This window comes from Amycolatopsis sp. NPDC043889, assembly GCF_056435645.1.
Genome location: NZ_JBWKEC010000052.1, coordinates 11816 through 34457 on the forward strand (window position 1 = coordinate 11816; position 22642 = coordinate 34457).

The 22642-nt window shown below is 64.2% G+C and carries 21 protein-coding genes and 1 pseudogene; 15 read left to right on the top strand and 7 right to left on the bottom strand.

Going from position 1 to position 22642, the window contains the following annotated elements; genetic code table 11:
- Positions 1–30: 30 nt before the first annotated feature.
- Complete coding sequence (locus AC0685_RS41980) at positions 31–672, bottom strand: arsenate reductase/protein-tyrosine-phosphatase family protein (RefSeq protein ID WP_478230608.1); 642 nt, start codon at positions 670–672, stop codon at positions 31–33.
- A 129-nt stretch (positions 673–801) separates the two neighbouring features.
- Here AC0685_RS41980 and AC0685_RS41985 point away from each other — a divergent pair, with 129 nt between their 5' ends.
- A complete protein-coding gene (locus AC0685_RS41985) occupies positions 802–1212 on the top strand; it encodes an ArsR/SmtB family transcription factor (protein WP_478230609.1) in 411 nt (136 codons plus the stop codon).
- 117 nt (positions 1213–1329) lie between these two features.
- On the opposite strand, the gene AC0685_RS41990 is transcribed toward AC0685_RS41985, so the two are convergent.
- Positions 1330–1617 carry a hypothetical protein gene (locus AC0685_RS41990; protein WP_478230610.1) on the bottom strand — a complete coding sequence of 96 codons (288 nt, stop codon included), beginning with the start codon at positions 1615–1617 and terminating at the stop codon, positions 1330–1332.
- Between the two features lie 488 nt (positions 1618–2105).
- Here AC0685_RS41990 and AC0685_RS41995 point away from each other — a divergent pair, with 488 nt between their 5' ends.
- The 6 genes from AC0685_RS41995 (at position 2106) to AC0685_RS42020 (ending at position 7148) form a co-directional block, all read left to right on the top strand.
- Positions 2106–3083: a PstS family phosphate ABC transporter substrate-binding protein gene (locus AC0685_RS41995; protein WP_478230611.1), complete on the top strand. Its 978-nt coding sequence runs from the start codon at positions 2106–2108 to the stop codon at positions 3081–3083.
- The gene (gene pstC / locus AC0685_RS42000; protein WP_478230612.1) at positions 3080–4054 is read left to right on the top strand and encodes a phosphate ABC transporter permease subunit PstC; all 975 of its coding nucleotides are present in this window, start codon (positions 3080–3082) and stop codon (positions 4052–4054) included. The genes AC0685_RS41995 and pstC overlap by 4 nt, the downstream gene beginning before the upstream one ends.
- Positions 4054–4947: a phosphate ABC transporter permease PstA gene (gene pstA, locus AC0685_RS42005; RefSeq protein WP_478230613.1), complete on the top strand. Its 894-nt coding sequence runs from the start codon at positions 4054–4056 to the stop codon at positions 4945–4947. The genes pstC and pstA overlap by 1 nt, the downstream gene beginning before the upstream one ends.
- A gap of 162 nt (positions 4948–5109) precedes the next feature.
- Positions 5110–5880, top strand: a complete 771-nt coding sequence (pstB, locus tag AC0685_RS42010; RefSeq protein ID WP_478230628.1) for a phosphate ABC transporter ATP-binding protein PstB — start codon at positions 5110–5112, stop codon at positions 5878–5880.
- A 3-nt stretch (positions 5881–5883) separates the two neighbouring features.
- Complete coding sequence (locus AC0685_RS42015) at positions 5884–6732, top strand: response regulator transcription factor (protein WP_478230614.1); 849 nt, start codon at positions 5884–5886, stop codon at positions 6730–6732.
- Between the two features lie 14 nt (positions 6733–6746).
- Positions 6747–7148: an ArsR/SmtB family transcription factor gene (locus AC0685_RS42020; RefSeq protein WP_478230615.1), complete on the top strand. Its 402-nt coding sequence runs from the start codon at positions 6747–6749 to the stop codon at positions 7146–7148.
- A 101-nt stretch (positions 7149–7249) separates the two neighbouring features.
- On the opposite strand, the gene AC0685_RS42025 is transcribed toward AC0685_RS42020, so the two are convergent.
- The gene (locus AC0685_RS42025; protein WP_478230616.1) at positions 7250–9337 is read right to left on the bottom strand and encodes a PhoX family protein; all 2088 of its coding nucleotides are present in this window, start codon (positions 9335–9337) and stop codon (positions 7250–7252) included.
- A gap of 113 nt (positions 9338–9450) precedes the next feature.
- On the opposite strand from AC0685_RS42025, the gene AC0685_RS42030 reads away from it, so the two are divergent.
- The 3 genes from AC0685_RS42030 to AC0685_RS42040 all read left to right on the top strand — a co-directional run bounded on the left by AC0685_RS42030 (position 9451) and on the right by AC0685_RS42040 (position 11621).
- On the top strand, positions 9451–9741 hold the full coding sequence (locus AC0685_RS42030) for a hypothetical protein (protein ID WP_478230617.1): 291 nt from the start codon (positions 9451–9453) through the stop codon (positions 9739–9741).
- Between the two features lie 72 nt (positions 9742–9813).
- The gene (locus AC0685_RS42035; protein ID WP_478230618.1) at positions 9814–10548 is read left to right on the top strand and encodes a TIGR02391 family protein; all 735 of its coding nucleotides are present in this window, start codon (positions 9814–9816) and stop codon (positions 10546–10548) included.
- A gap of 89 nt (positions 10549–10637) precedes the next feature.
- Entirely contained in the window at positions 10638–11621 is a 984-nt protein-coding gene (locus AC0685_RS42040; RefSeq protein WP_478230619.1) for a hypothetical protein, read from the top strand.
- Positions 11622–11696: 75 nt separating this feature from the next.
- On the opposite strand, the gene AC0685_RS42045 is transcribed toward AC0685_RS42040, so the two are convergent.
- A complete protein-coding gene (locus AC0685_RS42045) occupies positions 11697–12911 on the bottom strand; it encodes a Shedu immune nuclease family protein (protein WP_478230620.1) in 1215 nt (404 codons plus the stop codon).
- Positions 12912–13086: 175 nt separating this feature from the next.
- A pseudogene (locus AC0685_RS42050) lies at positions 13087–13459 on the bottom strand (neutral zinc metallopeptidase); the annotation flags it as partial.
- 166 nt (positions 13460–13625) lie between these two features.
- On the opposite strand from AC0685_RS42050, the gene AC0685_RS42055 reads away from it, so the two are divergent.
- Positions 13626–14480: a hypothetical protein gene (locus tag AC0685_RS42055; protein WP_478230621.1), complete on the top strand. Its 855-nt coding sequence runs from the start codon at positions 13626–13628 to the stop codon at positions 14478–14480.
- Here the strand turns inward: AC0685_RS42055 and AC0685_RS42060 are convergent.
- Together AC0685_RS42060 and AC0685_RS42065 are read right to left on the bottom strand one after the other, a co-directional pair.
- A complete protein-coding gene (locus AC0685_RS42060; RefSeq protein ID WP_478230622.1) occupies positions 14466–14918 on the bottom strand; it encodes a DUF488 domain-containing protein in 453 nt (150 codons plus the stop codon). The genes AC0685_RS42055 and AC0685_RS42060 overlap by 15 nt on opposite strands.
- Before the next feature lie 448 nt (positions 14919–15366).
- On the bottom strand, positions 15367–19227 hold the full coding sequence (locus AC0685_RS42065; RefSeq protein WP_478230623.1) for a hypothetical protein: 3861 nt from the start codon (positions 19225–19227) through the stop codon (positions 15367–15369).
- Positions 19228–19748: 521 nt separating this feature from the next.
- Here AC0685_RS42065 and AC0685_RS42070 point away from each other — a divergent pair.
- From AC0685_RS42070 to AC0685_RS42085, 4 genes are all read left to right on the top strand, one after another.
- On the top strand, positions 19749–19958 hold the full coding sequence (locus AC0685_RS42070; protein WP_478230624.1) for a hypothetical protein: 210 nt from the start codon (positions 19749–19751) through the stop codon (positions 19956–19958).
- The gene (locus AC0685_RS42075; RefSeq protein ID WP_478230625.1) at positions 19955–20602 is read left to right on the top strand and encodes a hypothetical protein; all 648 of its coding nucleotides are present in this window, start codon (positions 19955–19957) and stop codon (positions 20600–20602) included. The genes AC0685_RS42070 and AC0685_RS42075 overlap by 4 nt, the downstream gene beginning before the upstream one ends.
- 322 nt (positions 20603–20924) lie before the next feature.
- Positions 20925–21263: a hypothetical protein gene (locus AC0685_RS42080; RefSeq protein WP_478230626.1), complete on the top strand. Its 339-nt coding sequence runs from the start codon at positions 20925–20927 to the stop codon at positions 21261–21263.
- Between the two features lie 198 nt (positions 21264–21461).
- Positions 21462–22550: a hypothetical protein gene (locus tag AC0685_RS42085; RefSeq protein ID WP_478230627.1), complete on the top strand. Its 1089-nt coding sequence runs from the start codon at positions 21462–21464 to the stop codon at positions 22548–22550.
- Positions 22551–22642 lie beyond the last annotated feature (92 nt).

A 22642-nucleotide genomic window follows, 5' to 3' on the forward strand; every position in this document is an offset into this window, starting at 1 on the left:
ATAATCACCGATCTAGGTGAACATCGTGTGTCAGTCCACGAGCTCTTCCAGCAGGCGGCGGACCCGGCGGTCGATGTCGTCGCGGATGGACCGGACCGTGCTCAGCGGCTGGTCCATCGGGTCGGGCACGTCCCAGTCGAGGTAGCGCTTGCCGGGGTAGATCGGGCAGGCGTCGCCGCAGCCCATGGTGACCACCACGTCGGCGGCGCGGACGACCTCGTCGGTCAGCGGTTTCGGGAACGCGCCCGCCAGTTCGATGTCCAGCTCGCCCAGCGCCTCGGTGATGACCTCTGGGATCTCCCCGGTCGGCTGTGACCCGGCGGAGCGGACCATCACATGCCCGAAGGCGTGGTGGGTGAGCAGCGCGGCGGCCAGCTGCGAGCGGCCGACGTTGTGCACGCAGATGAACAGCACCTGCGGCGCCGTGACGTGCGTCAGGCCGTCGACCTTGGCCAGGTCGAGCAGCCGCTCACGGGCGAAGCGGGCGGTCAGCGTCGTGAGGTGGACCTTGACCGTCGCGGTCCGTTCGAGCAGGTAGTAGGTCTCGTTGACGAAGTGCTCGACCGTTTCCCGGCCGAACGTGCCATGGAACTTGTCCGCCAGTTCGTCGGCGATCCGGTCGAGCTGGTCCAGCACCTCGCGGGCGGGCAAGCCGTCCGTGGCGTGGGTCATGGCGTCTCCTCTGGACAAGGGGCGAGGACTGGATCGAAGTCTGCGAATCCAATTCAACGGCTTGTATCGACGTTTGTCAATCCAGTGGGTAGGCTCGCCGTCAGAGGTCACACGATCCAAGGAGGGCATATGGCGACCGACAACGGCCGCACCCGGAAGCCGGTGGCCATCACCCTGCTGATGGCCGAGCCCGCGGCGGTCGTGGCGCAGGACGAGGCGGAGCAGGCGGCGAAGTTGTTCAAAGCGCTGTCGGATCCCGTGCGGATCCGGCTGCTGTCGATGGTCCGGTATTCACCGGGCGGCGAGGCGTGTTTCTGCGATCTCGCCGAGGAGTTCGACATGCCACAGCCGTCACTCAGCCACCATCTCCGCGTCCTGGTCACGGCGGGCATCCTCGAGCGAGAGCGCCGGGGAACATGGAGCTGGTACAGCGTTGTTCCCGATCCGCTGCGGACCTTGGAGGCGCTGCTGACGACCGGTGGGCCGCTGGCCGATCGGACCGCACCACTGTCGGCCGAGCAGCGGGCCACGCGATGTTAGGACACGAGTTTCCATTTTCCGGTCCGGTGAAGACGAGGAACACCTGCCGCCGGACCGAGTACGTCTGACGGCAGGTATCCACATTCCGCTATGGCGACGGCGTCGTCATAGCGACCGTCAGTCGCCTTGTTTCTCGACGATGGCGCCGGTCGCCTTGTGGTAGACCGAGTCGCACGCGCGGGTCGAGTAGCTGCCGGTCCCGACCCAGCCGCCCCAGCGGTAGTAGATGGATCCCAGGTTGTTGTTGCACGTCACCCGGACACGGTGACTTCCGCTGCCGTAGCGGCAGTAGGACCATCCCGAGTTCGAGCTCGTTCCCGCGCTGCAGTCCTGCGGATATGCCGCGGCCGTCGGCGCCGTGACGACGGCGACACCCGAATACAGCGCGGCCGTACTGAACAGCATGACCGCCGTTTTCTGAATTGCTCGCATAATGCCCCAGACTCCCATCATGAATGATGATTTGAGTGTGCGCGCATGCGGAGGCCTCCCCAGCGGGAGCAAGCTACCAACGGAAAACCGGGACCGTCAACCAGCGGAAAAGGCGCTTTCCCAGCCGACGAGTTCACGATGATCCGGTTGACTGCAAACAAATTCGCGTGCTATCCCGCGCCTACGCGGCATGATACGACGCCCGCCGACCACACTTCTTGATCCACTATGGACGGCCGTGATCAACGGCCACCTGGTTGGTTACTCACCTCTTACCGGCAAGCTCACGTAATCGTTTTCACGCTTTTCGGCAGCCAAGGTCACGGTGCGGCTTCGAATCTGCGGTTTCACTTCTCGTTCACCATTCGTTTAGATCGAGATTGTTGGATGCAAGGGCCTCGCAAACGCGAGGCGAGACGTTCGCCCGGCGTGTGCCGGGGACCAACGCAGGAGGCACTTCAGTGACCATCCGCCAGTTCAAGCGGGCGCGTATGGCGGCCGTTGTCATGGCAGCCGGATTGACCTTGGCCGCTTGCGGGGGAAGCGACGAGCAGCCCGGCGCCACCGGGACCGAGCAGAAGGCGTCCGGCCCGGTCGTCATCGACGGGTCCAGCACCGTCGAGCCGCTGACCTCGGCCGCGGGCGAGTTGTTCATGGGCGAGAACCCCGAAGCCAACGTCACCGTCGGCACCTCCGGCAGCGGTGGCGGGTTCAAGAAGTTCTGTGCCGGCGAGACCGACATCTCGAACGCGTCCCGCCCGATCAGCGAGTCCGAGAAGAAGCTGTGCGCGGAGAAGAAGATCGCCTACACCGAGCTTTTGGTGGCCAACGACGCGCTGAGCGTGGTGGTCAACAAGGACAACAGCTGGGCGTCGTGCCTGACCGTCGAGCAGCTGAAGAAGATCTGGGCTCCCGGGTCGACGGTGAAGAACTGGAACGAGGTCGACCCCTCGTTCCCGAACGAGCCGCTACAGCTGTTCGGCGCCGGTTCGGACTCGGGCACGTTCAGCTATTTCACCGAGGTGATCAACGGTAAGGACGGCGCGAGCCGTACCGACTACAACCCGACCGAGGACGACAACGTCACCGTGCAGGGTGTGTCGGCGACCAAGGGCGCGCTGGGCTACTTCGGGTTCTCCTACCTCGAGGCCAACGCGGACAAGGTCAAGGCCGTGCAGATCAACGGCGGCAGCGGCTGTGTCGCGCCGTCGTCGCAGGCCGCTCAGGACGGGTCTTACAAGCCGCTGGCCCGGCCGTTGTTCATCTACGCCTCTGACGCCGGGTTGAAGAAGCCGCAGGTGGTGAAGTTCACCGAGTTCTACCTGCAGAAGAACGAGGAGATCGTCAAGGCGGCGAAGTTCATTCCCCTCACGGCCGAGCAGCTTAAGACGGCGCAGGCCGAACTGGAAGAACTGAAGAAGAAGGCCGGCGGGCAGTGACGACCGGCCCTGTCACGGCGGGCTCCCCCGGCACGGGGAGCCCGCCTCCGCCCGAGCGCCCGATCGATCTGCGGGCGCAGCGCAGCCGGATCGGTGAGCGGATCATCAAGGGTTTCCTGGCGGGGTCCGCGCTGCTGTCCATCGTGATCACGATCGGGATCGCGGTGGCGCTCTTCGCCCCGCTGGTCGAGTTCTTCGGCAACGTCAGCCTCGGCGAATTTCTCACCGGCACGACGTGGACGGCCGGGTTCGGCGCCAAGGACTCATGGACCGACAAGGAGTGGGGCGTCCTGCCGCTGGTGCTCGGCACGTTGAGCACCACGGTGATCGCCCTGCTGGTGGCGGTGCCGCTCGGGCTCGGCGCGGCGATCTACCTGTCGGAATACGCGAACGCCCGCGTGCGGCGGATCATCAAGCCGATCCTGGAGATCCTCGCCGGCGTCCCGACGGTCGTCTACGGCGTGTTCGCGCTGACGATCGTCACCCCGATTCTGTCGGACGTGTTCGGTGCGCAGATCTTCAACAACCTCTCCCCCGGCATCGTGATGGGCTTCATGATCGTCCCGACCGTCGCGTCGCTGTCGGAGGACGCGATGTCCGCGGTCCCGCGCTCGTTGCGGGAGGGGTCCTACGCCCTGGGTGCGAACCGGATGAAGACCACGCTGCGGGTGGTGTTCCCCGCGGCGCTGTCCGGGATCGTGGCGGCGATCGTGCTCGGGATCTCCCGCGCGGTCGGGGAAACGATGATCGTGGCGATCGCGGCGGGCAACCAGCCGCAGTTCACCTTCGACCCGCTCGTCGGCGCGCAGACCATGACCGGGTTCATCGCCCAGGTCGCCAGCGGTGACGCCCCGCAGGGCAGCCCCGTCTACTACTCGCTGTTCGCCGTGGGCGCGTTGCTGTTCGTCCTCACGCTGGTGATCAACATGATCAGCATCACGCTGGTCCGCAAGTACAGGCAGGCCTACTGATGACCCTGACCTCGATTCGGCCGACCGAACGGCTCACCAACGGCCGCCGCACCGACACCCGGTCCGCGGCGTTCGCGTTCCTGCTGTGGGCGTGCCTGGCGATCGTGTGCGCGTTCCTCCTCGCGGTCCTGGTGGTGATCATTTCCGAGGGCGTGGCCCGGTTCGACTGGAACCTCGTGGCCAACCAGCCCTCGAAACTGCGCCCGGCGACCTCCGGGGTCGAGTCGGCGATCTACGGCACGCTGTGGGTCATGCTGGGCACGATCGTGCTGGCGTTGCCGCTGGGCATCGCGGCCGCGATCTACCTGGAGGAGTACGCCGACAGCGACAAGTGGTGGAACCGGCTGATCGAGCTGAACATCCAGAATCTCGTCGCGGTGCCGACGATCATCTACGGCATCCTGACCCTGGCGTTCATCGTGCGCGGCCCGATCTCGGTCGGCCCGGTCGTGCTCGCCGGCTCCGTGGCGCTGGCGCTGCTGATCCTGCCGGTCATCATCATCACCACCCGCGAGGCGCTGCGCGCTGTCCCGCGCGAGATCCGGGACGCGTCGCTGGCGCTCGGTGCGACGCAGTGGCAGACCACGTGGCGCCAGGTCCTTCCGGCGGCGATCTCGGGTATCGCGACCGGCGCGATCCTCGCGTTGTCGCGGGCGATCGGCGAGGCGGCGCCGCTGATCCTGGTCGGCGCGACCGTGTTCGTCACCGTCAACCCCGACGGCATGCTCGACCGGTACACCGTGCTGCCGGTGCAGATCTTCAACCTGATCAAGCTGCCGGAAGTGGAGTTCCAGCACCTGGCCTGGGCCACCATCCTGCTGCTGATCCTCATCCTGCTGGCCATGAACGGGATCGCGATCTGGCTGCGCAACCGCTTCCAGCGGAACTGGTGACGGACCGGAAAGGGGACCACGAACCTCATGACACGAGCGGAGCAGACAGGCGTGAGCAAGCATGACCAGCCAGGAGCGCGACTCGGCGAGCAAGGCGAACGCCTGCTCGTCGAACTGGCACACCACCAGGCGCCGGAGGCACCCCAGAACGACCCCGACGGCGTGATCACCGCACGCGACCTCGGTGTCAGCTACGGCGACTTCCTCGCCGTCAGCGGAGTCGACCTCGCCTTCGGCAGCAAGGAGATCACCGCGCTGATCGGGCCGTCCGGGTGCGGGAAGTCGACCGTGCTGCGCTGCCTGAACCGGATGAACGACCTCATCCCCGGCGCGAAGGTGCACGGCCGGGTCGGCTACCACGGCGTCGACATCTACGAACCGGCCGTCGACGTCATCGAATTGCGCCGCCGGATCGGCATGGTGTTCCAGAAACCGAACCCGTTCCCCAAATCGATCTACGAGAACATCGCCTACGGTCCCCGGGTCACCGGGATGAAGCCGGACAGTATGGACGAGGTCGTGGAGCGGGCGCTGCGCGGCGCGGCGTTGTGGGACGAAGTGAAGGACAAGCTCAAGCAGAACGCGTCCGGTCTCTCCGGCGGGCAGCAGCAACGGCTGTGCATCGCCCGCGCGATCGCGACCTCCCCCGAGGTGATCCTGATGGACGAGCCCTGCTCGGCACTGGACCCGATCGCCACGGCGAAGATCGAAGACCTGATGAACGAGCTGGCGAAGACCTACACGATCATCATCGTCACCCACAACATGCAGCAGGCGGCGCGGGTGTCCCAGCGCACCGCGTTCTTCACCGCCGAAGTCACCGACAACGGGGACCGGATCGGGAAACTGGTCGAGTTCGACACGACCGAGCACATCTTCAGCAACCCCTCCGACCCGCGGACCGAGGCCTACATCACCGGCCGGTTCGGCTGAGTCATGAGAGCAGACGTCGTCGTCCACGGGTGGGAGTCGGACAACTCCCAATTCCACCTCCGCCGCCGTGCCTGCACGGCGGCATGCCGGGACCTGCCCGAACGGCTCGCGGTGCTACTGGTCGAGCAGGACCCCGAGGTCGTCCAGCAACTCTCGGAAATCCTGGTCGGGCAGCCGGTCGAGATCCGCAGCTGCGCCGACCCGGCCACCGCGCTGCTGGAAGTCGGCCGCACCTGCCCGGACGTCGTCCTCCTCGGCCCGGCGACCGGACGGCTGGACGCGATCGACTTCCTCGACATCGTCCGGCGGCACGAACCCGACCTGCCGGTCGTCGCCGGCGCAGGGGCCGGTGCCGGCGAGTTCGCCGCGAAAGCCGCCGAGATCGGGGTCACCGCGATCGTGCCCCGCCCCTACCGGCCGCAGGAACTGCTGCGGCTGCTGCGGTCCTTCGCGCCCCGGCCCGAGAACGTCGACCTCCGGCCGATCGTGCTCGACCTCGGCCGACTCCGGATCGACGGCACCATCCCGCAGTTCTGGCTCGACGGCGAACTGGTGTCCCTGCCGCCGATGGAGTTCCTCCTCCTGCGGTACTTCGCCGAACGCGTCGGCGCGGTCCTCACCCGCAAAGACCTGATCGGCGCCGTCTGGGGCGAGGCCAGCCGGGCCCGCAGCAACACCCTCACCGTCCACATCATGCGGCTGCGCAAACGCCTCGGCGACAACGAACACGATCCACAGTGGATCAGGGCCGTCCGCGGCCTTGGCTATCAGTTCACCGTCCCGCTGCCCGGCGCCGCGCTGCCTGTGCAGGAGGGTTCCCCCGACGGTTCACCGGGCGTTCACCAAGTTTGAGCATGATGTCACCCATGGCTGTGGGTGAACTCGACATCAACGGGATCGCGGCGTTGCCGCTGTCGGCGATCGGCGCCGACGTCCTCGACCCCGGAGACGCGACGTCCGCCGCCGCCCTGTTCAAAGCCCTCGGCGACCCCGTCCGGGTCCGGCTGCTGACGCTCGTCGCCCACTCACCCAACGGCGAGGCCTGCTTCTGCGACCTCGCCGACGAGTTCGACCTGCCACAGTCCACACTGTCGCATCACGTCAAGATGCTGGTGAAGGCCGGATTGCTGTCGCGGGAACGCCGCGGCACGTGGAGCTGGTACCGGGTCCAGGACGAGCCGCTGGAGATCATGACCGCGCTCGTTCGCACCCACGGCATGTTCCGCCCTCACCGGGGCACGCCCACCCGGCTCAGCAACTGCGACTGAATACACCTGGGGCGGCCCCGATGATTCGGAACCGCCCCAGGCAGGGTTGGCTGTTCCCCTGACCAAACCCTCCACCGGCCACAAGGCCGAGGCTTTTCTCGTTAGTCGCCGATCCGGCCGCGGCCCTCGCGGCGCACGCTGATCACCGACGGCCGCACCAGGTTCCCCGGCCCGTCAGGCCAGGTCGAGGCGGGCTTCTCCACCGTGGCGCCGTCGACCTCGCCCGGATGCTGCACGGCGACCAGGATCCGGCGCTCGCCGATGATCGGCCCGCAGGTCTCCGCACCCAGCGGCACGGTGAGCAGCTGCTTGACCTGCCCGCGGTAGCGGCCCTCGACCGCCACCCCGAACAACCCGTCGTTCGACTTGAGCGCGTTGCCGTCGGTGGCGATCCACAAGTTGCCGTACCGGTCGAACGCCAGGTTGTCCGGACACGAGACCGGGCTCACCTGATCCTTCGGGAAACCGGCGAAGTAGGTGCTCGGGTCGGCCGGGTCCCCGCAGACCAGGAACAGCCGCCACCGGAAACTGGTCGCGGCCGGGTCGTTGCCCGACTCGAGGACCTCCATCACTTGGCCGTGCCGGTTGCCGGTGCGCGGATTCGCCTCATCCGGACCGGCCTTGCCCGCCGCGCCGCGGTCGGAGTTGTTGGTCAGCGCGATGTAGACGGTCCCGGTGCGGGGATGGGGCTCGACATCCTCCGGACGGTCCATCTTGGTCGCACCGACCTTGTCCGCCGCCAGCCGTGTGTAGACATACACCTCCTCGGCCGTCATCCCGTCCACAAAGGATTTCGTTCCGCTGGCCAGCGGAACCCAGGAGCCGGTGCCGTCGAACTCGCCGTCCGCCGGGAGTTTCCCGGAGCCGTCGATCTCGGCGGCGGGGCTGTCGCCGGCGAACTTGGCGACGTACAGGGTTCCCTCGTCCAGCAGTGTCGCGTTGTGCCGCCTGGCGGTCTGGCTCGCACCGTGCTTGACCCGGTTCTTGGAGACGTACTTGTAGAAGTAGTCGAACCGCTCGTCGTCGCCCATGTACAGCACCACCCGGCCATCGCGGGTCAGGCGCGGCTCGGCGGCCTCGTGCTTGAACCGGCCCAGCGCCGTGCGCTTCCGCGGCGTCGACGTCGGATCGAACGGGTCGATCTCCACGATCCAGCCGTGCCGGTTGACCTCGTTCGGCTCCTTCGACACATCGAACCGCGGATCGAACCGCTCCCACTTCCGCTCACTCGCCAGCCCGCGCAGCCCATACCGGGCCAGCCGCTGCCTGGTGACCGGGTCGGTCACCAGATCGGCGTTGCCGAAGTACTGGTTGAAGTTCTCCTCACCCGAGAGCACCGTCCCCCACGGCGTCATCCCGCCACCGCAGTTGTTCAGCGTGCCCAGCACCGTCTTCCCTGCCGGATCCGCCGACGTCCGCAACAGCACGCTGCCCGCCGCCGGCCCGGACAACGCGAGCGGCGTGGTCGCGGTGACCCGCCGGTTCAGCCGATGCCCGCGCACCGGCGTCAACCGGTCACCGCGCCGGTCCTCGTCCAGCACCAGCACCGACAACCCGTGCGCCGCCCACGCGATCTCCACCTGATCCCGCGTCGGGTTCGCCGCCGAGTACCCGGCGAACATCAAGTTCTCGTCGGTGTACTCGTGATTCGCGACCAGCACCTGCCGATGCCGCTCCCACGGCAACTCCAGCAGCGCCAGATAGTCGCAGTTGTAGCCGAACTGCCCGGCCTGCGCCGTCGCGCTCTGCCCAGCCGGGTCGAACGCGGGCGCTCCGGCCAGGATCGGTTCGCCCCACCGGACCACCACCTCGTGGGTGTACCCGGCCGGAACGGACACCGCGTCGAGCTTGTTGTGCGGCACCGGCTCGAACCGCAGCCCCGGCGCGGACCCACGGCCTCCGCGGCCCGCGGCCTCGACGGCGTCCGTCTCAGCCGCCGATGCCATCGCCGGGACACCGGCCGCCGCCACAGCCAGCGACACCACCGCACCGGCGCGCAGAACCCCGCGCCGGGACAGGGCATTCGTGATCACGTCACCGAGATACGGGTTGTCCGACGTGTTCGGCGCGGGATGGAAACACGCGTCACCACACCGGTAACGACAGGTCAACGCCGTCCTGCCACCGTCATGCGCGGCGAGCAACGGCAGCGGAACAGTACGCCGAGCGGGCTCGGGACGAGTCGGCACAGCACCTCCATGGCAGTCAGTTCGGGATCGAAGTGGCCCACTTGGAACCACAAATCTCGATGCAGCGACGCTATGTGCTGAACGAGCAGCCCCGGCAACAGAAGGGTGAACACATGGCGAACCCTGCCTGGACGAATCGGCCACGCCGTCGACCCGCTCGCTGGATCGTCGCCACACGAATACTCGCTGTGCTGGCCTGCGGCGCTCTCGCCTTCGCCGCCCTCAGCCACGCGGGCGCCGAGGACCGTCACGCTGTCGTCGCTGCGGCGCTGGTGATCCTGCTCGGCTCCGCGTTGGGCGCCTGGCGATGCACCGACGACCGCCGCGCCCGCAAGACGGCGACTAGCGACTCGCGGACCTTCTCCGCCTCAACACCGAAGTCCGTCACGACCTCCACGGGCTGACGTCCGGGTGATCCCCTGGACGAAACATCCGGTGCTCACGCGATCTGTCGGTTCTGCGAGGACAATACCCAGATGAACATGGACAAGGCTTGGGCGATCAACGAGCTATATGAGTTCATTGCCCATACGCGGTTTGAGCCGGCCCTCGACCCGCCAGGGGTTCGCTCGTTCATACCGCGGGTCAAGACGGTGAGCCCACTGGCGGATGTCGTGGCCGCGGCTCATGTCGTTGAGCAAATCTTCAACCGGGTCATCCCGAACTGGCGTACTGAGGTCCCCAGCGACCGCAACGAGACTGTCAACCGCTGGTGCCAGCACATCGAGGCAAGCCATCGAGCCCTGGCGGTCCTGAAACGCCAGGCTGAAGTCGAGGAGAAGCTCGGCGACAACGCGCCGCAACTTAACGCGGGTAACCTTCATCCCTGGGCCTGGGACGGCGCTCGATCACTTTGGCAGAGCGGTCACTTCCGGGAAGCTGTCCGTGCGGCCTGCGTCAAGATCAACGCTGAGACCCAGAACAAACTCAACCGGTTTGACATCTCCGAATCAGACCTGTTCGCCCAGGCATTTAGCAACGACCCACCCCAGCCTGGAAAGCCGCGACTTCGCGCCATACCCGACAACGGGTCAAAGACCTTCACCAGCCTCCACCGCGGGATCCGCGCCTACGCCGACGGCTGTTTCGGCGCCATCCGCAACCCGCTCAGCCACGTCGAAGGCGAACTCCCCGAGAACGAAGCCCTCGAACAACTCGCCGCGCTCAGCGTCCTCGCTCGATGGGTCGACACCTCCACTCTCGAAACATGAACTGGACAATCCCAGCCACACGCAAACACACCCAGCTCCGACGCCACGTCGGTGACCACGATCACCATCGCCTGAACTAGCGTTGCGTCATGGCCGACCCCACGCCGTTCCTCTCCACCATGACCGGAGCCAGCGCCGGACTGGTCGCGATCATCGGCGGTCTACTCGTCAACCGCTTCATCGGTCTCGACAGCGAGCAGCAGGGCGCCCAAGCCCTCCTGGACCAGGCCAACGAACGACTGCGGACCGCTCAAACACGCGCAGAAGCAGCCGAGAAGCAACTCGTCGAGTTCGAAGCGATCGAGTTCATCGCCGACGTCGACGTGCTCAAGGCCATCCAAGCAGGCACCCGCGACCTGGACGAGCTCCAACGAATCGCCAACATCACCACCCCCATCACGGCCGGACAGATCGCTCCCTATCTCGAGATGGCAGCGAACGAGTTCCACCGAGCACGTGCCTTTTTTGAGGATAAGCTTCGGCCAGCAGAGAGTCTACGAGTGGACCAATGGCACCAAATGAACGACTGGGAGGCCTTCTGCCAGAGGAACGCCGCAGCCCTACCGACAACTGATCAGCCAGAAGTCTGGCGACACGCCTTCGCTGCCGCAATCGAGGCTCGAGCCGAAACCGCGCCGCCTTCGCTGCCGAAACCCGGATACTACGGCCAATATGACGCCTCCGACTTCATGGTCGACTACCCGGCTCTGAGAAGCAGCCCAGAACCTCGGCGGATCGCCCTCCAGACTGCTAGCACTGCCGCCAAGCAACAGTTACAGGATGCCGAGAATGAGGCTCGGCGCCATCAAGAGCAACGCGACAAGATCGTTCGACCGGACAAACAGCTCTGGATCGGCATTTGTGTCCTGCTCTATCCCACGATCGTCGGGGTTGTCCTGCCGATCCTGGCTATGAGAGATGGACCGACAGGCTTCACCGGCTACATCCGCTCACTAGCGTTCCTTTTCATCTCGGGCCTGGTCGTGCTCATCGGCTACATGACCTATCTGGCCAGCAGGCTTTCACGTCGCCACAAGCACGCCGCGATGGCGGCGACTCGGCGACCGGAATGATCAAAGTGATCGACGTCGGCAAAGCCGAGCCGCTCGTCAAACGCTGAAGCCGAACTACGCAGCTTGAATTGGTCATCACTGGTCCGCCACGATGAACTTGGCCCTCTCGTAGAGCTCATCGAACGTAATAATCTCAACATCTGTGATTGCCCGACGGTAAAACTCGAAGGACGAGAGTCGCTGCGGGTTGACCTGGCCAGCCTGCTCGAACTGCCGCATGTCGCCAATGACGACGACCTGCTTGGGACGCACTGTCGAGTACTCGATGTCTGTCGGCGTGCCGTCCCTCTCGTAGTGCCGCCGTACGTACTCGAGGATCCCGCGCAGTGCCTTGTCCGCGGTCTTCTGCACTTGAGACACTGCGCCCGTTAATTCCTGGGACGCCTGATAGACGTCTGGCTTGCGATACGGCTTGCTCTCCAACAGCGGCGTAGCGTGCGTCTTGATCTCACAGAACAGCAGACTGCTGACGAGACCTCGGGACCGAAGCACGGCGTCACTGCGTTTCGCGGCACCATGGAATAGGCTTCCGCCGGTGGCATAGCGTTCCAGCTTGCCATCGTCGAACGACTGACAGGCGACGAGATTAAGGCCGTACCCGAAGATCCATGGGTTCCTCTCAAAGAACTGTTCCCAAAGAGCTTCTTTGCCGTCGCGACCGAGTGCGCCACGTTCTTGCTCGAAGAATGCTTCATCGTGGAGCAGTCGAGGAAAGTACTCAAGCTGGGCTTTGCGGTTGGTAATGAGATGAATGTCCGCCTGCGTGAGCGAGCTGCCCAAAACCGTACGGACGGCTTCGAGCACGGTGGCGCGGTCGACATCCTGAAGTTGCTCGGCAAGCTGAACGCTGTCTGCGCTCACCACCTTGAAATCGTTAGCTGGCAGCTCAATTCCTTGGAAACTTTGCAGAAAGTCGATAAGCTTCCAGAAGTTCTTGTAAGCATCGGAGGTGTCGACTAGCGCCTTGACGTACCTCACACTCTCGTCGTCGGCGACTTCTACTTCCACTGGCGACTTGTTCGCCTTCGTCTTGTCCTTCTTCCAGAACTTGATCCTCGGCGAGTAGCCACCTTCCTTCTTGATGAGGAAGACACTGCAGAGGGTGGCGACCTGTGGGCGGTTCTCAATGACGAAACTTTTGATCAATCGATGATGCTTGTTGTCATAGAAGTAGTGAAAAGTCCCATCGGGCCCAGCTCGCACTTCAAGGGTGGAGAAGTCCTCGGTTTCGACGTCAAACTCAGTAGCCGGAAAGGCTAGCCGGATACCTCGCGTGAAGTTCGGTTGCATCGGCTTTCTCCCAGGGATAATTCAAGCAGGGCGCGAGGGCATCCCGTTGGCGTTGACAGGGGCGTAGACCATCAGTCGCTCTCGGTCGTTCCACTGTTACGAGTTCACCGGTGAAGAGCTGAGCCGGCAGGTCGTACTCGCTTGCACGGTTCGAAGGCTGGTCGTCCAGCCGTCAGCCTGTGCGGACTCCGCCTCGGAAGAACTTCGTGGTCGCCTTGCGATAGGTCTGCCCGGATCGGGCGAACTGCGCGGTCCAGTAGTCCTGGATCGAGTTGATCACCGCGACTATGGCGCAGGCACGATTCCGGCTCGCGTCGGCGCCGGTGCGGCATTCCGAGGAGAGCGAGGTGTTGTCCGATCTGTCGGCCGGAGTCGATGCCGGACAACCCTTGTCCGCTCGGTGATACCCCGCCGAACTGTGAGAACAGGAAGTACACCACGAGACCCAGCACGCCGAGTCCGCCACCGCCCATGGCTACCCGGCCACCGACGCCACGCTGATCGTCGACCTCGGAGACGCCGAGGCTCGCACCTTCGTCGAATCGCACGCGTCACCTGCCTGGCCATGAAACGGCTCTGCGACCACACGATCCCCATCACCGTCTCCACACCGAAACCGACACTGATTTCGGCAGATCACTCCTTTGGCCGCGCACACGGTGCCACGCCCGGAGTTACGTTGGGTAGTTCACATGGACGGATCGGGGAGGTCCGATGACGCAGCTTCCGATGTTCGGCCAGCCACCCGACACACCCACCGCCAAACCGGCGGGTGACCAGGCTGTCACGTTGCAAGTCCTGGTCACTGTCAAGGCGGCGCCCAACCCTTCCGAGAAGTACGGCGAAACGGTCTGCGTGGCTGGGCTCAGCCTCGACCCGCACCGTCCAGGCTGGATCCGCCTCTACCCGATCAACTTTCGCGAGCTCGGCCCCGATGCGAGCTTCGCGAAGTACGACGTCGTGTCGGTCGAGGCGGTACCGGCCCGGCAGGACAGCAGGCAGGAGAGCTGGCGACCGCGGATGCCCACCCTGAAGGTGGGGAAGCACCTGACCAAGTGGGCACACCGCCGCCCGTGGATCGATCCGGCGATCAGCGAACAGACGACGATGTGCCGCCTCATTCGCGGCGCCACCATGAGCACACAGTCACTGGCCCTCATCCGCCCGAAAAGGATCACCGCGCTGCGGATAGCGCGACATCAGGGCTGGTCGAAGGCCCAGCAAGCCAAGATTGACACCTACGTCGGCCAACTCGATCTCTTCGGTGACGAGGACCGGACGCCGCTACGGGCACCGCGGTTCGCCGGCACCTACCACTACGAGTGCGAAGAGCGCGATTGCAACAGCCACAAGCAGGGATTCATCGACTGGGAGTTCGTCGCGTTCCAGCTCCTGCGCCTCGGCGGCATGAACGACGCCGAGGCCGCACAGCGGCTCGAGCAGCGGTTTCTGCACGAGGTCTGCTCAGCTGATCGCGACGTCGCCTTCTACGTCGGCAACGTCGCGGCGCATCCCCGGACGTTCAGTGTCCTCGGCGTTTACTGGCCCCCGCGGTCAGTTCCGAGGTAGACGGCCTGCGATCTCCGCCAGCACGACGTCACGATGACACCGCCGCTGATCAGCCTCGAAGCACAGAACGGCGACACGTTCACCAGCAGACAGGCGAGCGAGTTCATCCAGACTGGCCTGAGCCTCGGCGTTCTCCAGCAGCTCTACGTACCGATCCTTCGCCTGCTTGAGCTCGGTCTCGTCACCAGCGAAGCCGGCACGATTCGTCTTGACGTTCCCAAGCTCACGACGGTGGTCGTACTCGATTCCGGCCTCAGCCAGCGCAGTACGTAGCGCCGTCTTGCTGAATCCCCGCTTACGCGAGATCGGGGTCAACCTGACATCGACCAGACGCGTCACGCCACGCTGCACGAGACCGTCAATGAACTCGGAGATCTCCTGCCCCTCGTATCCGACGCCGATGGCGCCGTCACGAAGCCGGGTCACGCTGCTGGTCATGCCCACACCCTGTCATGACACCGCCCGTCGGACGACCCCAACCCCACTTCCCTTCCACGCGGACTGCTCGTCGGCAGCCGACTCAGCCGGCCGGTAACAGGTCCGATAGTCCAGTACGCCTCGACAAACGGCGGATCGTCGCCGACCTAGCGCAGGCTCGCTGTGCCCGTTCCGCTGTCGGAATCGGCTGTGACGGCAGACCATTCGAGGTAGGCGCCGCAGTTCGGGCAGAACGTGTCGCTGAGATGACCTGATGAGCCGCAGCCGGAACACACGACGACACGATCGCTCTTCGTCCCGCCGGCCTGCAGGCTTGATAGCCCCATCGGCGCCAAGGAAGGGAGAACTTGCGTATGCCGCTGGGCAGCACGCAGCAGTGTGACGTCTCCAGTTTGAGGTGGCCACCGAGGTCTTTGCTGCTGAGCGCGTCGAACTCGACTTTCAGAGATCATCGATCCTCGGCGAGGATTGCCCCCGTCGCTGCCTGAATGTCGTGGGCTTCGAGGGCACTTAAGCAGTCAAGGATAAACGGGAAGACTTGGTCGGGGGCAACCGCCGAGTTAGCGAGAAGCAGAGTGCGCATGTGTTTGGCTGCTGCAGGAAGTGGGTCGGTGCCAACGCCGGCCGGGTTGTCCACAGGTAGCCCCTCCGTGAACGCGGCCCGGGTAGCGAGGACCATGTCCCGCGCAAGGTCGCCACGAGCCTGGAGCGCAACCAGGTTTCCCGCCAGAAGCAGGGCTCCTGTCTCGACCGCAGCTCGCGTGTTGGGACAGCGCATTACTGCTCCAAACACAGCATTCTGAAGCCAGGCGGCGACATGATCGGGACTCTCCCGGTGGCAAATGCGCAGCATTTGGGTGGCAAGTTCGACCGTTCGTTCTATGTTCACCCACGTTTGTGGTTGAGCTAAGCAACTCGCCGCGCTACCTGCTTGCCAATTCTCTTCTGCGGCTATTCGCTGGAGCCGAATTGGGTCCGGATCGATGTTTCCGATGCGTTCGCGCATCAAGGTGTCAAGCATAGATTCGTAGCTAACGGAGGAGATCTCACCATCCTCGAAGAGGCGTTCGAGAACAGCTATGGTTGAGAAGGTGGCAACCCCTAAGTCTCGTAGTACAAGGCGGGCTGCAGCGTCGTCGCACCAGACTGCGATCTTCTCCAGTGCACCTAGGTGTACGACTGAAGCATGTGCCGCTACCTGCCGGAGACCTCTGGACGACTCCGGATGAATAGGGCGGCGTGACAGTGTGCCGAGCAGGCCCTGCATGGAGGCAAGGCGACGCTTGACGATCGCGGTCTCCTCCTCACCCGGTTCTGCAATTCCCGGCCCCTTGGTATCAGCATTATAATAGAAAACGCCTTGCGTTCGACGGAGGTCTTCCTTGAACTGCCTAGCATCTCGAGCAAGTTCTTCCGTGGTGAGTACACGACGGAACACAGACAACGCAGCTCTCCATGCCTCATGAGGCAAGACGCTCAGGACGGCGACAGCCGACCCATCGATGGCTACATCCAAGTCCACCGAGGCGCGAACCGTGTCTTCGCACACCGCCGATTCGCGCGCATCGGGGTGCACCATAGGAAGAACACCCAGGCCACGTCGTATCAGTATCTCGCTGTAGGTTCGCCCCGTATATTGCGCGAGAACAATGAGAGGCTTCTCGCCTCGGACGAACTCTCGACTGAGCCGACGCCGCTCCGTCAGGCGCTCGGGCGTAGGCCGCACTACGTCCGTCACAGCTTGGATGAGAAGTTCGTCGTCAGTGGTCCGTATCCGCCGCAGCAAGGGGCTTTCGGGCCAACGTTCGAAGAACAGTTCGAGTTCCTGGTGGTACTCCGCAAGGAGGTCTGCTGGCACTGGCTCGTTCGACGAGCTGTGCATCATCACTGACAATAAGATCGAGGCGCTGAACTCTTCATTATCTCGGTGCAGTCGTAGTATGCGCAAGCTTCCGCGGATCAGGGTTGCAGGGTCGGAGAAGTTTCGATGCAGATTGACCCACATTTGGCCTTGCACCGGCGAGTCGGGGCGTAATTCTTCTGGCGCATTACGTAGGACGTCCCATGCTTCTGTCATCTTGTCGAGAATAATAAGACTGTTGATCAGTGACCACCTGGTCGAACTGTCACTTGGTTCTTCACGCAAGATCTGGCGACAGTATTTGATAGCGCGTTCAAGATCGGGTTCGTCGAGCGCAAGCTGGGCGGCGAACTTCAAGACGTCGGTAAACTCGGGCCAATCGGGATCGCGGTCATGGATCAATGCGGTGACGATTTCTCTGGCTTGCTCACTTTGACCGGCGCGTGCGTGCATGATCGCTGCTTGGAGCTGCAGGTACGGGTCGCTGAAGTCTTCCGCTGCGTCGAGCAATGTTCGCGCGGCCGAGTCGATGTCGCCCGTAGACCGGTACGCCTCGGCGAGCGTCATGGCCGCGGTGATGGATTCGCGACGCCGAGCCCGTAGCGCGGCAATAGACCGGCTATAGTTACCGGCGTGAATCTCGGCGGTCGCCTGGATCTCAGCAGCCATGTCCGGCTGTGTCGCCCGTAATTCGTCTAGCCGTGGAAGTTCCGTCGCGCCGGTACGCGCCAGACCATTCAGCGCCTGGCTCAGGTGGAAACTATTGTCACCGGCCAGGTTGATGGCTTCGCGCCAGCGAGGTGCACTGTTCTCGTTCTGAGCTTGGGCGCGCAGGGCCCCGATGAGCTTCCGGTGAAACGGTGAGGTGACATTGGAGATCGCTAACTCGGCGATGTCGAACCGCTGACGCTGGACCGCCGCCATCGCGACCTGGATAGCGACGTCCGAGTTCTGAGACTCCACCTCGGTCGCGTCACCGCCGTGCTCGACCGGAAGACCGATGCGGAGCACGGCGTCGAGGTCGCCGCGCATCGCTGCCGCTTCACATGCCGCAGCGGCTGCGCTGGCGCTGTCGCTGCGGCAGGCTCGTCGATCTTGCCGTACTCGGAGAGCGATCTCCTGCGCCTCCCGAAGATCGCCGAACAAGATCTTCGTCCCGCGTTGCCGAGCGAGCATGGTCAGCTGCCTGGAGCGCCACAGTGCAACCGCCGGGTACCATCCTTCGTCCAGAAGGTGGCTTGACACCATCAGAGCCTGTGCGACGAAGCCTGGCTCGACACTGTCATTACTAGGATTTCCCAGCGCGAGTTGGATGGACATCACCGCCTTGACGGCGTGGTCGGCGGGGTCTTCCGGGCGCCAGCCCTCAAGTTGCTGGCGAGCGTCCTCGAGGCGTGCGTCCAGCATCGCAGCGACAGCACGCGCGAAAGGATGTTCCAGCGGTCCAGTGTTTGACAATCGCGCGTTAAGGGAGGGCGCCGGTTGGTCATCCAGTACCTCGGCGAAAGCGGCGCGGGCCACCCAGAGTTCACGAGGCGGGCATTCCTGATCGGCGAGAGCGGTGAACAGGGCGATCTGCAAGTGCGGTAATCCGTAGGCACCGGAAAGTTCAGCAGCGGCGATTTGGGTGTCCCACCCGGCATGTGCGAGCCAGTCAGGCAGGCGCTCGCTCCACTGTTCGAGGATACTCCGCGGTGTCGGCTCGTCCGCCAGAATGCGGATGAGGCGGCGGGCGCTGGCCCCGTCTTCGTTCACCGCTTGATTTAGGCGACCGCGCGTGGAGACGGGTAGCCGATCAAGACGTTCTGCAAGGAGTCGTGCCTCTGGTGTCGCAGCACCCGCTGATGGGGATGTTATCGCGGTGCGCTGTTCGATTTCGTTATCATACAGAAAATCCCAAATATCTTCAGCAACTATTTCTCGATGAATAACTTCGTCAGCATATTGCAACAGTATGCGCCGCGCCACACGCGGATTGCCTGTGGCCAGCAGCTTGAGCTTGGTCTCGATGAGGTCATCGAGATGCTCATCATCGATGGTCACGACACGGATTTGCGCCAGAAATTGATAGGTATCGGCGTTGTCTACGCCCCATGCAGCACCCAGCAGCTCGAAGTTTTTTCGGCGGCCGGACGCCAGGAACTGAGCCTCGAACTCCTCGAGGTTGATCGCATCGCGAGCGCAGGCACACAGTTGCCGTAGGTCGTCTGCGCTCGTGGTCGAGGAGAATGTGCAGATGTCACCGTTTCGCAGCTTCGGGAGCCAGTCTCGTAGGAAATTTTCGTTAAGGATCGCGGACAGTGTCCATACGCCCGTACTGCGCTGGCGTTTCGACTGGGTCCACCTTGTCTCCGACCGGTGGCGCAGCCGGAATTCGGCGCCTGCGCCAGCGTCACCAGGCACTTCCACCCGAAGCGTGGTGGCATCGCCCATGAGGATGTCGAGCATAGCTAACACTGTGAATCGGCGTTCGTAACCGTTGCCAAGCTTGTCTGCGGCCCCACCTGGCAACGCCATGCCCATGTATACCTCGCGACAGTTCGACACCCGATGCTGCTTACTCTGTGAGTTTCTACACGCTACCCCGACACATCTGGTCGCGTCCGTGGCGCTGACACCAGCCAGGCCCCGATCGCCTGCCGGAAGCTTTCAGCCTCGGCTACCCGCACTTCGAGCAGCAGGTCGAACTTGTTGCCCCACGTGCCCGAGGGCTGGCGCCCACGCCCCTTCACGTGAGGTGAAGTTCGCAAGCCCCGGGAGGGGGCTCCCGCAGTGTCCCGGCTCCAGCCGCTGGGGCCTCCTCGCCAACTCCACCGAGTCGGGCGTCCTCGGTCGCCATGTTTTTGAGCTGTCGCCACCTTCGCCGAGCCAGGATAGAGGCGCCGCGTCGGCGTTCTCTCGGAAATTGTCGTACCACCCGATATCCTGGAGCACGACAGCGGCTGCTGTCTGGAGAGACGAGGTGCGAGATGTCCGCGACCACAGTCGAGCTGACGCGCGAGCAGATCATCGCGAACATCGACCGCGTCACGCGTGCCCGCCTGGGCCGATCCGCGGCTGATGTCGTGCGCGCCTACCGCGCCGGGAAGCTCTCGGACGCGGGACGCGTCGGCGACGCGCTGGTGCTGGCCGACCTTCTCGACCCATCGGACTCGCTGCAGTCTGCTGCTGCCGAGTGACCCCGGACGCCGCCAAGTACAGCGCGCGAGCCCGGCAGCTCACCCGGGAGTACATGGCCGGCACGCCGAAGTCGTTCGACGCTTTCCGCGATCTCATGCAGCTGCTGCTGAGCTTGACCGTGATTGCCGACAACGAGTTCGTCAACCTCGCGGGCCTCCGCGATCCGACCCGCCGAGTACTCGGCGGCAACGGTGGCCCCACGTCTCCGGTGCGGCTGCGCGACGGCCGGTGGCTAAGGGTCGCGTACTCACTTCACCTGACACCCCACGTCGGCAAGGAGATGCGGCTCAAGATCGAGCAGTCGTCGGTGCAGTACCAAATCAACCAGTTCGACGACGATGACGGTGGCCTGGGTGAGATCTTCCGATACGACTACCTACGCGACGACGACAGCGGGCACCCTCACGCCCACATCAACATCCACGCGGACCTGAACGAACCCGGGGTGCTGAAACCCGGAGCGACCTTGGCCCGAGTACATTTCCCCACGTCACGGGTATCGCTGGAGGCCATTCTTCGGCTACTCATCGGGGGCTTCAAGGTGGAGACGGCGCAGCCGCCAGAGGTCTGGCAGCCGGTGCTCGCAGCCAGCGAGATGGAGTTCCAGGAGATCGCGCACCGACCGCAGCCTCCGGGAGCATGACCTCAGCGTGGTAGCACGGCGGCCCGTTCGGGGTGTGCGGCATGCAGGTAGCACATCGTGACTGAGCCCTGAACCAAGGTGCTATCTGGAGCAGGGGCGCCATGAGGAGGTGGCCGCGATCCGGACGCAGTGGGCGAACCGGACAGACGCCGCCGCGATCGCCGCATACCTGCAGTCCGTCCGCGGCCGACGACAACGGCTGGGTCCGCGAGGAGCCCGCCACCGACAAGCCCAGTCCAGCCACTGGAGCAGGCCCAGCGTCGACGCCAGCAGCTCCTACCCCGGACGCCGACAACGGCGATTCCGACGGGGAAGTCACCTCATGGCAGTAACCGCGTTGGTGTTCCTCGGCGTCTTAGCCATCGCGGTCTTGGGCGCCGTGGTCGTGCTGCGTCTCGCGCTGGCGCACGCGCCGAGCTTGTCACGGGAGAAAGGTTCGGGTGTCGTCAATGCTGGCGGGATCTTAGCTGGATCATGCAAGACCAGTCTGATGCAGCTTGATCAGGAACGCGGCAACACCGCCCATGGCCGTACCGGTGCCGAGCACGGTGCGGAGGACCTGGAGTGCGTCTTTGCGCCGGTCCCGATCGGGCTGGAACAGCGCGACACCGGCCGCGGTCACGGCTGTGGCGATAACGAACACAACCCACACGATCAATAAGATCAACATTTTCTGGCCCTCACACGCTTCGCGCCTCGCAGGCACGTGCGCCTGCCCCTCCACGATGCGGTGCAGATCCGCGGTCTGTCATCTCACCAGCTTTTACGGATAGACTGCTCTGCAGAGGACACTGTCGACGACTAAGCCACTCTCTGGCGCGGTCAATCGGTATCTGTCTACACGTCAAAACTTTTCTGGATGATCATGGAAACACCGGCGTCGAGCATTGATACTTCCGGCCGACCAGCCAAGGCCAGGCTCGAACGGCGAATCGCACGCTTGCAAGAGCTGCTCGACTCAGGGGTGGCCGAAACCGCCCAGAACGCGCGCCGGCGAGTCTGGCAGCCGACCCCGAAGGCCGAATCGGTGTTGCAGATTGCCGTCAGATTCGGACTCTTGCGGGTCACTAAGGATCACCCAGGCCCAACCCGGATCCAGCGTGTGAGCGCCTCCAAGAGCGCCGCACTACAGGTGCTCCTGCTCGCGCTGTTCGAGCAGCAGGTGCGCTCACCGCAAACCAAGTATTCCCGCACTCGCCTTCCCATCAGCTACAACGACAATCCGCTTATGTCGACCTGGGTGGAGTTCACAGCCTTGCCGACCGTCGACTCGACGAAGAGGCGAACCCACCCCCGTACGGCGAAGGCCAATCGGGAGCGGCAGATCAAGCGCGCGCTCGATCGCCTCGCCGCCTGCGGCCGGGTGGAAATCGAGCCCGTGCGTGTTCACGGCCGCTACGAGGGATTCGCGCTGCTCGACGAGGGCACGAACAACGGCCAGGGGAACGGCACCACCTACTACGCCCGGCCTAACCTCGGCAGAGGAAAAGCCAGGCGGCGGGTAGTCACTATCCCTGTCGAGTTTTTCCTTAACGGCTGGATAGACGCGTTGTCCGACAACGAGGTCATCACCTATCTCGTGCTACGGCTGATGGCGCAGGCGTTCCCCGACCGACACGCGGATGGCGGCGTGTTCCTGCCCCAGGCAATCCGGCTCGACCTCTTCAACCTTGATCGCGGCTTCGAGGCCCACCGGACGCTCTCCCGGTACTGCTTGATCGACACCATCCGGGACGAGCGACGTAGCGCCGACGGCACCATGGAGAATTTCGAGGAGGTCGGCGCCGGCCAAATCCACCGGTTCAAGTTGGACGACAGCATGCTGACCCAACCCGCGATCCCTCGTGTGATCACCTCGCTCACCCGGTTCGCGCAAGGTCTCGACTCCGATCTTGCAATGCTTAGCGATGCCATCGACCGCTGGACCACGCCGAAGACCACCAGCTAGCCTGCGTCTTTCACGCAGTGTGATGTAGATCTGGTCGTGAAATGGAGGAAGTGCCTGTCCTGTAAGGGAAACTTGGGCTTGCGAAGGTCCAG

Bases quoted from the DNA above. Each gene is read 5' to 3' on its own strand.
- AC0685_RS41980 (WP_478230608.1), bottom strand. From the start codon at position 672: ATGACCCACGCCACGGACGGCTTGCCCGCCCGCGAGGTGCTGGACCAG.
- AC0685_RS41985 (WP_478230609.1), top strand. From the start codon at position 802: ATGGCGACCGACAACGGCCGCACCCGGAAGCCGGTGGCCATCACCCTG.
- AC0685_RS41990 (WP_478230610.1), bottom strand. From the start codon at position 1,617: ATGCTGTTCAGTACGGCCGCGCTGTATTCGGGTGTCGCCGTCGTCACG.
- pstA (WP_478230613.1), top strand. From the start codon at position 4,054: ATGACCCTGACCTCGATTCGGCCGACCGAACGGCTCACCAACGGCCGC.
- AC0685_RS42015 (WP_478230614.1), top strand. From the start codon at position 5,884: ATGAGAGCAGACGTCGTCGTCCACGGGTGGGAGTCGGACAACTCCCAA.
- AC0685_RS42020 (WP_478230615.1), top strand. From the start codon at position 6,747: ATGGCTGTGGGTGAACTCGACATCAACGGGATCGCGGCGTTGCCGCTG.
- AC0685_RS42030 (WP_478230617.1), top strand. From the start codon at position 9,451: ATGGCGAACCCTGCCTGGACGAATCGGCCACGCCGTCGACCCGCTCGC.
- AC0685_RS42035 (WP_478230618.1), top strand. From the start codon at position 9,814: ATGAACATGGACAAGGCTTGGGCGATCAACGAGCTATATGAGTTCATT.
- AC0685_RS42040 (WP_478230619.1), top strand. From the start codon at position 10,638: ATGGCCGACCCCACGCCGTTCCTCTCCACCATGACCGGAGCCAGCGCC.
- AC0685_RS42045 (WP_478230620.1), bottom strand. From the start codon at position 12,911: ATGCAACCGAACTTCACGCGAGGTATCCGGCTAGCCTTTCCGGCTACT.
- AC0685_RS42055 (WP_478230621.1), top strand. From the start codon at position 13,626: ATGACGCAGCTTCCGATGTTCGGCCAGCCACCCGACACACCCACCGCC.
- AC0685_RS42060 (WP_478230622.1), bottom strand. From the start codon at position 14,918: ATGACCAGCAGCGTGACCCGGCTTCGTGACGGCGCCATCGGCGTCGGA.
- AC0685_RS42065 (WP_478230623.1), bottom strand. From the start codon at position 19,227: ATGCTCGACATCCTCATGGGCGATGCCACCACGCTTCGGGTGGAAGTG.
- AC0685_RS42070 (WP_478230624.1), top strand. From the start codon at position 19,749: ATGTCCGCGACCACAGTCGAGCTGACGCGCGAGCAGATCATCGCGAAC.
- AC0685_RS42080 (WP_478230626.1), top strand. From the start codon at position 20,925: ATGGCAGTAACCGCGTTGGTGTTCCTCGGCGTCTTAGCCATCGCGGTC.
- AC0685_RS42085 (WP_478230627.1), top strand. From the start codon at position 21,462: ATGATCATGGAAACACCGGCGTCGAGCATTGATACTTCCGGCCGACCA.